This is a genomic window from Brevundimonas sp. (genome assembly GCF_030656255.1).
Lineage (GTDB): Bacteria > Pseudomonadota > Alphaproteobacteria > Caulobacterales > Caulobacteraceae > Brevundimonas.
Genome location: NZ_JAUSOE010000134.1, coordinates 1 through 7,328, shown reverse-complemented (window position 1 = coordinate 7,328; position 7,328 = coordinate 1). Strand labels below are relative to the sequence as shown.

Here is a 7,328-nt window from a genome sequence, read left to right as displayed (position 1 = left end):
CCGGCCCGACGAAGCCTTCGCCCTCGCCCTGGAAATCGACCTCGCGGGTTGCGCAGGCGGTCAGGGCCAGAAGGCAGACGGCGGCGGCCAGCGCGGCGCCGCGCTTGATCGACGAATTCATCGGATGCTCCTCCCAAGGATGGGGCCGGAAACCACGAACCTCATCTTTGGGTCAAGGTCGAAGACGCCGCAGGTTGGGGGATGGCGACCGCAATCGATCTGACAACGGAACAACTGTCATTCTGTGGATTCAAAATCTCATGACAGGCGTCGTGAAACCTTCGTGGACGCGTCGCCGCACATCTCTAAGCGCGGCTTTAATCGTCGAAGGCCAAAGCCCGACGTTGGGGAATTTCATCATGAGACTGCAATTGCTCGCGGGCGCGTCGCTCGCGTCTCTGGCTTCGCTGGCGTTCGCCGGCGCGGCTCAAGCTCAAACTTCGACCGCAACCCAGGCGCCCGTGACCGCGCTTGAAGAGGTCATCGTCACGGGCGAGCCGGCGATGCGCAATCGCACCGACGACGTGGTGCCGACCCTGTCCTACGACCTCGACTATTTCCAGCGCTTCGAGCCGCTGACCGCCGGCGACGCCCTGAAGCGCGTGCCCTCGGTGACCTTCCTGTCGGACGTGCTGGAATCGGACGGCGTGCGCATGCGCGGCCTGGATTCGGCCTACACCCAGATCCTGATCAACGGCGAGCGCGTGCCCGGCGCAGGCGTTGATCGCTCCTTCTTCGTCGACCGCATCCCCGCCGAGCTGATCGAGCGGGTCGAAGTGGTGCGTTCGTCCTCGGCCAATCGTTCGGGTGACGCCGTCGCCGGCGCGATCAACATCGTTCTGCGCGACGCCCTGTCGCTGGACGGCGGTTACGTGCGCCTGGGCGCGCTGAACTGGAAAGACAGCGAGTACGGCCAATGGGGTGGAACCTACGGCGCCGTCTGGGGCGGCCAGGTCGGGCCCGGCCGTCTGCTGGTCGGCGGCAACATCCAGGACCGCCGCAACCCCAAGGAAAAGTACAGCCAGCGTTTCGATGAGCCGAACGGCACGCTCGATAATACCGAAGTCCAGACCGATACGCGTGACGGCACCGACTATTCCTTCAACGGCTCCTATGACGTGGACGTCGCCGGCGGCCGCCTGGAGCTGTCCGGCGTCTTCGTTCGCACCGACCGCTATCAGGACGAGGATTCCATCGAATACGTCGATGGCGTCGAGACAGACGCGAACATCAGCACGATCAACGACAACGACGTCGATATCCGCACCGACAACCTGTCTCTGAACCTGCGTTACGCACGCGAGATGCTGGGCGGCGAGACCAAGTTCAAGTTCGGCTACGCCTCCATCAAGGACGAACAGTACGAGTACGAATACGAGTCTGAATATCTGCGCGACGCGACGACCTATCCGGACGAGGATCGCTTCACCGCCGATGCGACCCAGACCGACATCGAAGACAAGGAACTGAGCGGCGCACTTGAGCACAAGCGCGCCCTGGCCGGCGAACTCGCGCTTGAGTTCGGGGTCCAGTGGAACCAGAAGGACCGCGACACCTCGATCACTGAGCCCGACCGTGTGCGCTTCAACGTCGCCAACGGCTCGACCAATGGCGCGACCGACTGGAGCTTCGGCGATTTCGAACCGACCGACGGCGGCCTGAGCAAGATCGAGGAAACCCGCATCGACCCCTATGTCATGCTGTCGGGTGAGAACGGTCCCGCCAAGTGGGAAGCCGGTCTGCGCTACGAAACGACCGACACCACCATCACCGATGAAACCGTGGACGCCGCCGACCGCGTCAACGACCAAGACTACGCCATCCTGCTGCCGTCCGTGAGCGTGCGCTGGAAGCTGTCTGAGACCGACCGGATCACGGCCTCCGTGGCCCGCACCGTGCGTCGCCCTGGGTTCGACTTCCTCTCTCCGGCCCTTTTGACGGGCGAATACGGCGACAACGACTTCTTGGGCAATCCAGACCTGGAACCGGAAAAGGCCTGGGGTGCGGACCTCGGTTTCGAGCGTCGCCTGGGCCGTCGTGGCGTGATCGGCATCAACGCCTTCTACCGCGACATCACCGATCTGATCGAAGTGACCAACACCGGCGCCTATTCCGAGCAGGCGCAGGACGATTATGACGCCGCCATAGACGATGGCGCCACGCCGGAAGAAGCGGCCGAGGAGTTGGTCTCCTATGTCCTCACGGCCGAAAACGTCGGCGACGGCCAAGTCTGGGGTATCGAGTTCGACCTGTCGACGCCGCTGGACTTCATCGGCATGGAGCACACGGGCGTCTTCCTGAACTATTCCTGGCTGGACAGTTCGGTCGATGACTTCATGGGCGAGCGCCGCTTCAACTCCCAGTCCGACTACGTCTTCAACGTCGGCTTCACCCAGGACATCCCGACCTGGGGCGCGGCCTTCGGCGCCACCTATCGCAAACAGGGCGACGCCGCGAGCCGGATCGTCGGCGAGGAAGTGGTCACCTCCTACGGCGGCGACCTGGAAATCTTCATCGAGAAGCAGGTCACATCCAATGTGGTGGTCCGCCTGACCGGTTCGAACCTGCTCGACTCGTCCAAGGACGAGGTGTTCGACAAGTTCAACACCATCGAGGACCAGATCGACCGGGACTACGACGAATATGAACTGGAGACCGAAAGCGCCGGTCCGTGGTTCCAGATCGTCGCCCGGATGGCCTTCTAGGCGTCATCCGAGACACTTCGGAAAGGGCCGGACGGCGACGTCCGGCCCTTTTTCATGGGCGATGCGCGCCGCCCATCCGGGCGGCTTGACGACGGGCCTCGTGATGAGGTCAGGGTATGGGAGACCCCCCGCCCCGCTGGTTCGCCCCTTGCAGATCCTGGCGAAGCGGGGCGACGGACGCCCCAGATTGAAACGGATCGACCGATGTTTCTCGAAGGCGAGGTCAACTGGACGCTGATCTTCGGCATCATGGCCGTCATCGGCTACGCGCTCGCGGCCGTCGCCCTGTGGTTCGCCGTGACCCACGGCGCCCGTCACGCCACGGCCAGCGATCAGCTCGACATCGTCCAGAAGGTGGCCGAATCCTCGGACAGGCGCCTGTTCGAGACGATGAACGCCGTGCCCGTGGCCATGGTCGAGACCGACAGCACGGGCAAGTTCGTCTTCGCCAATCGCGCCGCACATCAGTTGCTGGGCCGTCGCGACGCCGAACTGCTGGGCCTGCGCTTTCACTCCGCGACCTGGGGCATCACCTTCCCGGACGGCAAGCCGATCCCCGCCGATCTGCTGCCCAGCGCCCGGGCCTTGCGCGGCCAGACGGTGCGGGGCTTCCAGCATCTGATGATGAACGCCGCGACCCGCAAGAAGATGCTGGTCTCGGTCACGGCCATGCCGATCGAGAACGACCGGGGTCAGATCACCGGCTCCATCGCCGCCGTCGTCGAGACCGACGTCCTGACCACCCCCGCCATCGAACCGGCGCCGCCCCCGCCGCCGCCCGCCGTCCGGCCCAGCCTGGCCGACCGGGTGTTCGACGCCGCCTCCAGCGCCCTGGTGGTGGTCGATGCCGACGGCCGTATCCGCCAGGCCAACCGCGCCGCCCTGATCATGCTGGGGCGCGGCGAGGGGGTGACGGGGTCCGACTTCGCCGACCTGTTCCTGCCGCTGGACCGTCGCGCCGAGGGCCGCCAGGCCCTGCGCGCCGCCCTGACCGCCGACGACGGCGAGGCCGCGCCCATCGAGACGGTGGATGCGGACGGCGCGGGGATAAGCTGGACCCTGCTGCCCCTGACCGACGAAACGGATCGACCGGACTTCATCCTGCTGGCCGGCGTCCCCTTGGCCGACATCGCCCCTGCGCAAACCGGCTCTGAAACCGCAGAACCGGCCCCCCTGTCCGATGCGCCGGAAGACGACGACGCCCATGAGGATCCGCACGACCCCGTCGCCGAGGCCCTTCAAGCGGCCCAGGCTGATTTCGCCCGCCGTGAAGGCGAGATCCTGGCCGCCCATAATCAGGCGCTGCTGGACACGGTCGCCGAGGCGGCGCGCGCCAAACAGGCGGTTCGCGCCGAGCTGGAGGCCGAACGGCGCATGGCCAATGTCGGCCGTCTGGCCGGCGGCGTGACCCATGATTTCAACGCGCTTCTGGCGGTGATGACCTCGGCCCTGGACATGATGCTGCGCCATGCCGACGAGCCCGAGCGCATCCGCCGCCTGGGCCAGGCGGCCCTGGCCGCCGGTCAGCGCGGCGAACGCCTGACCCGCCGCCTCAGCGCCTTCTCGCAGGACGAGGACCGCACGAATCTTCAGCGGCTGGACGTCCGGGTCTTCCTGGCGGGACTGGAGACCAAGCTGCGGCTGGTGGCGGGACCGTCCATCGACCTGATGATCGAAACCCCGGCCCAGCCGGCCTTCGCCCGGATCGATCCGGCGGCCTTCGAGGCGGCGGTTCTGGCCCTGACCCGGAACGCGGTGGAGGCGTCGAACGGCGTCGGTTCGGTCGCGGTGCGGCTGGCGGTGCTGGCCGACGACAGTCTGAGACTGAGCGTGCGCGATTCCGGCCCCGGCATGGACGCCGACACCCTGCGCCGTGCGGCCGAGCCCTTCTTCACCACCCGGCCGGACGCCGCCGGCCTCGGCCTGTCGCAGGCCTTCGCCTTCGCGCGCCAGTCCTCGGGCGTTCTGGCCATCGACAGCACGCCCGGCGAAGGGGCCGAGGTTTCCGTCACCCTGCCCCATGCGGAACATCAGGACGCCGTCGCGAGCGAAAATACGGGCCCGACGGACGAAACGGCACCTGAAATCGCCTCCTGACGGCCGCATCCCCCTGCAAAGGTCGATTCCGGCGCCCCATATGTCGCCCGGCGGTTGACCCCTGCGGGGTCGGCGCTAGTGTCCGCCCGCCTGCCCCCACGCGCCAGAAGACCAGAGGATATCATGGCCGAAGCCCCCGTTCCCTACGACGTCGTCATCATCGGCGGAGGGCCCGGCGGCTATAACGCCGCGATCCGCGCCGGCCAGCTGGGCCTGAAGGTCGCCTGCGTCGAGATGCGCGCCACCCTGGGGGGCACCTGCCTGAACGTCGGCTGTATGCCGTCCAAGGCCCTGCTCCACGCCTCGGAAATGTTCGACGCCGCCAACAGCGAATTCGCCAAGATCGGCATCGAGGTCCAGCCCAAGCTGAACCTGGGCCAGATGCACAAGTCCAAGGACGACAGCGTCACCGCCCTGACCAAGGGGATCGAGTTCCTGTTCAAGAAGAACAAGGCCGACTGGATCAAGGGTCGCGGCAAGATCGTCGGTAAAGGCAAGGTCGAGGTGACCGCCGCCGACGGTTCGGTCCAGACCCTGGACGCCAAGAATATCGTCATCGCCACTGGCTCCGAGCCCACCCCGCTGCCGGGCGTCGCCTTCGAAGACGGCAAGGTGATCGATTCCACCGGCGCCCTGTCCCTGCCGGCCGTGCCGAAGAAGCTGATCGTCATCGGCGCCGGCATCATCGGCCTGGAGCTGGGTTCGGTCTGGCGCCGCCTGGGCGCCGAGGTCACTGTGGTCGAGTTCCTGGACCGGATCACGCCGGGCATGGACACCGAGGTCGCCACCGCCTTCCAGCGCACCCTGACCAAACAGGGCATGGTCTTCAAACTGGGCGCCAAGGTCACCGGCGCCAAGTCGGTCAAGGACGGTGTCGAACTGACGGTCGAGCCTTCGGCCGGCGGCGCGGCCGAAACGATCAAGGGCGACGTGGTCCTGGTCGCCATCGGCCGTCGCCCCTACACCGAGGGCCTGGGTCTGGAGAGCGTCGGCGTCACGCCGGACAAGCGCGGCTTCATCGACCATGACCACTTCAAGGTCGCAGAGGGCGTCTGGGTGATCGGCGACGTGACCCACGGCCCGATGCTGGCGCACAAGGCGGAAGAGGACGCCGTCGCCGTGATCGACACCATCGCCGGCAAATACGGCCACGTCGACTACGCCCTGGTCCCCAGCGTCGTCTACACCTTCCCCGAAGTGGCCTGGGTTGGTCAGACCGAGGACCAGCTGAAGGCCGCCGGTGTAGCCTACAAGAAGGGCAAATTCCCCTTCACCGCCAACAGCCGCGCCAAGATCAACCATGAGACCGACGGCTTCGCCAAGGTCCTGGCCGACGCCGCCACCGACAAGGTGCTGGGCGTTCACATCATGGGTCCGCAGGCCGGCGAAATGATCCACGAGGCCGCCATCACCATGAGCTTCGGCGGCGCCTCGGAAGACATCGCCCGCACCTGCCACGCCCACCCGACCCGTTCGGAAGCCGTCCGCCAGGCGGCCATGGATGTCGAAGGCTGGATGATGCAGGCCTGATCGGCCGCGCCCTGACCGGCGTCTGATATGAAAAGGCCCGCTCGGCAGTCGCCGAGCGGGCCTTTTTTGATCTTGTCCGGCTTGGGCTCAGGCGGCCCAGACGGTCCGGTCGTCCTGCGAATAACTGTCCGCGCCGGTCTCGCCGATGCGGAAGCGCGACACCAGTTCGGCCAGTTTTTCCGCCTCCTGGCTCAGCGCCTGGTTGGCGGCGGTGGTCTGCTCGACCATGGCGGCGTTCTGCTGGGTCGTCTGGTCCATCTGGTTCACGGCGACGTTGATCTCGGCCAGGCCCACGGCCTGTTCCTTGGCCGAGGCGGCGATCTCGCCCGCCAACTGGTTGATCTCGGCCACCTGATTGATCAGGGCGCTCAGGGCGCCGCCGGTCTGGGACACCAACCGGGCGCCTTCGCCGACGCTGGCGCCCGAGGCGGCGATCAGGCCCTTGATCACGCGTGCGGCGTCCGCCGAACGCTGGGCCAGGGCGCGCACTTCCGACGCCACCACGGCGAAGCCGCGACCGGCCTCGCCCGCGCGCGCCGCCTCGACGCCCGCGTTCAGGGCCAGCAGATTGGTCTGGAAGGCGATCTCGTCGATGACGCCGATGATTTCGCCGATCCGGCCCGAGGTCGCCTCGATCTCGCCCATGGCGGCGGTGGTGTCGGCGATGATCCGCTCGCGCGTTCCGGCCCCGCCGCGCGCCTGAGCGGTGATCTCGGCGGCGGACTGGGCGCCCTCGGCGGTCTTGCGGACGGTGACGGTGATCTGGTCCAGGGCGGCGGCGGTCTGTTCCAGGGCGGCGGCCTGGCGTTCGGTGCGGCGCGACAGGTCGTCGGTGGCCGTGGTCACTTCGGCGGTTCCGGCGCGCATCGCCCCGACCAGATCGACGATATCGGCCATGGTGAAGGCCAGGGTTTCGGCGGCGGCGTTGTAATCGTCCTTCAGCTGGCGGCTGCGCTCGGCGAAGGTGGCGGTGATGCGGTGGCTCAGATCGCCGCG

General features: G+C 67.0%; 4 protein-coding genes. 3 read left to right on the top strand and 1 reads right to left on the bottom strand.

All coding sequences use genetic code 11. The features are described 5' to 3' along the window. The first annotated feature begins 359 nt into the window (after nucleotides 1-359). The 3 genes from Q7J26_RS13415 (at nucleotide 360) to lpdA (ending at nucleotide 6,332) form a co-directional block, all read left to right on the top strand. Nucleotides 360-2,705, top strand: a complete 2,346-nt coding sequence (locus tag Q7J26_RS13415) for a TonB-dependent siderophore receptor (protein WP_304936907.1) — start codon at nucleotides 360-362, stop codon at nucleotides 2,703-2,705. A 204-nt stretch (nucleotides 2,706-2,909) separates the two neighbouring features. After that, on the top strand, nucleotides 2,910-4,802 hold the full coding sequence (locus tag Q7J26_RS13410; RefSeq protein ID WP_304936906.1) for a PAS domain-containing protein: 1,893 nt from the start codon (nucleotides 2,910-2,912) through the stop codon (nucleotides 4,800-4,802). Nucleotides 4,803-4,925: 123 nt separating this feature from the next. Further along, nucleotides 4,926-6,332, top strand: a complete 1,407-nt coding sequence (gene lpdA, locus Q7J26_RS13405; RefSeq protein WP_304936905.1) for a dihydrolipoyl dehydrogenase — start codon at nucleotides 4,926-4,928, stop codon at nucleotides 6,330-6,332. A gap of 87 nt (nucleotides 6,333-6,419) precedes the next feature. Here lpdA and Q7J26_RS13400 read toward each other — a convergent pair. Beyond that, the coding region (locus Q7J26_RS13400) for a methyl-accepting chemotaxis protein (RefSeq protein WP_304936904.1) at nucleotides 6,420-7,328 on the bottom strand (909 nt) is incomplete at its 5' end.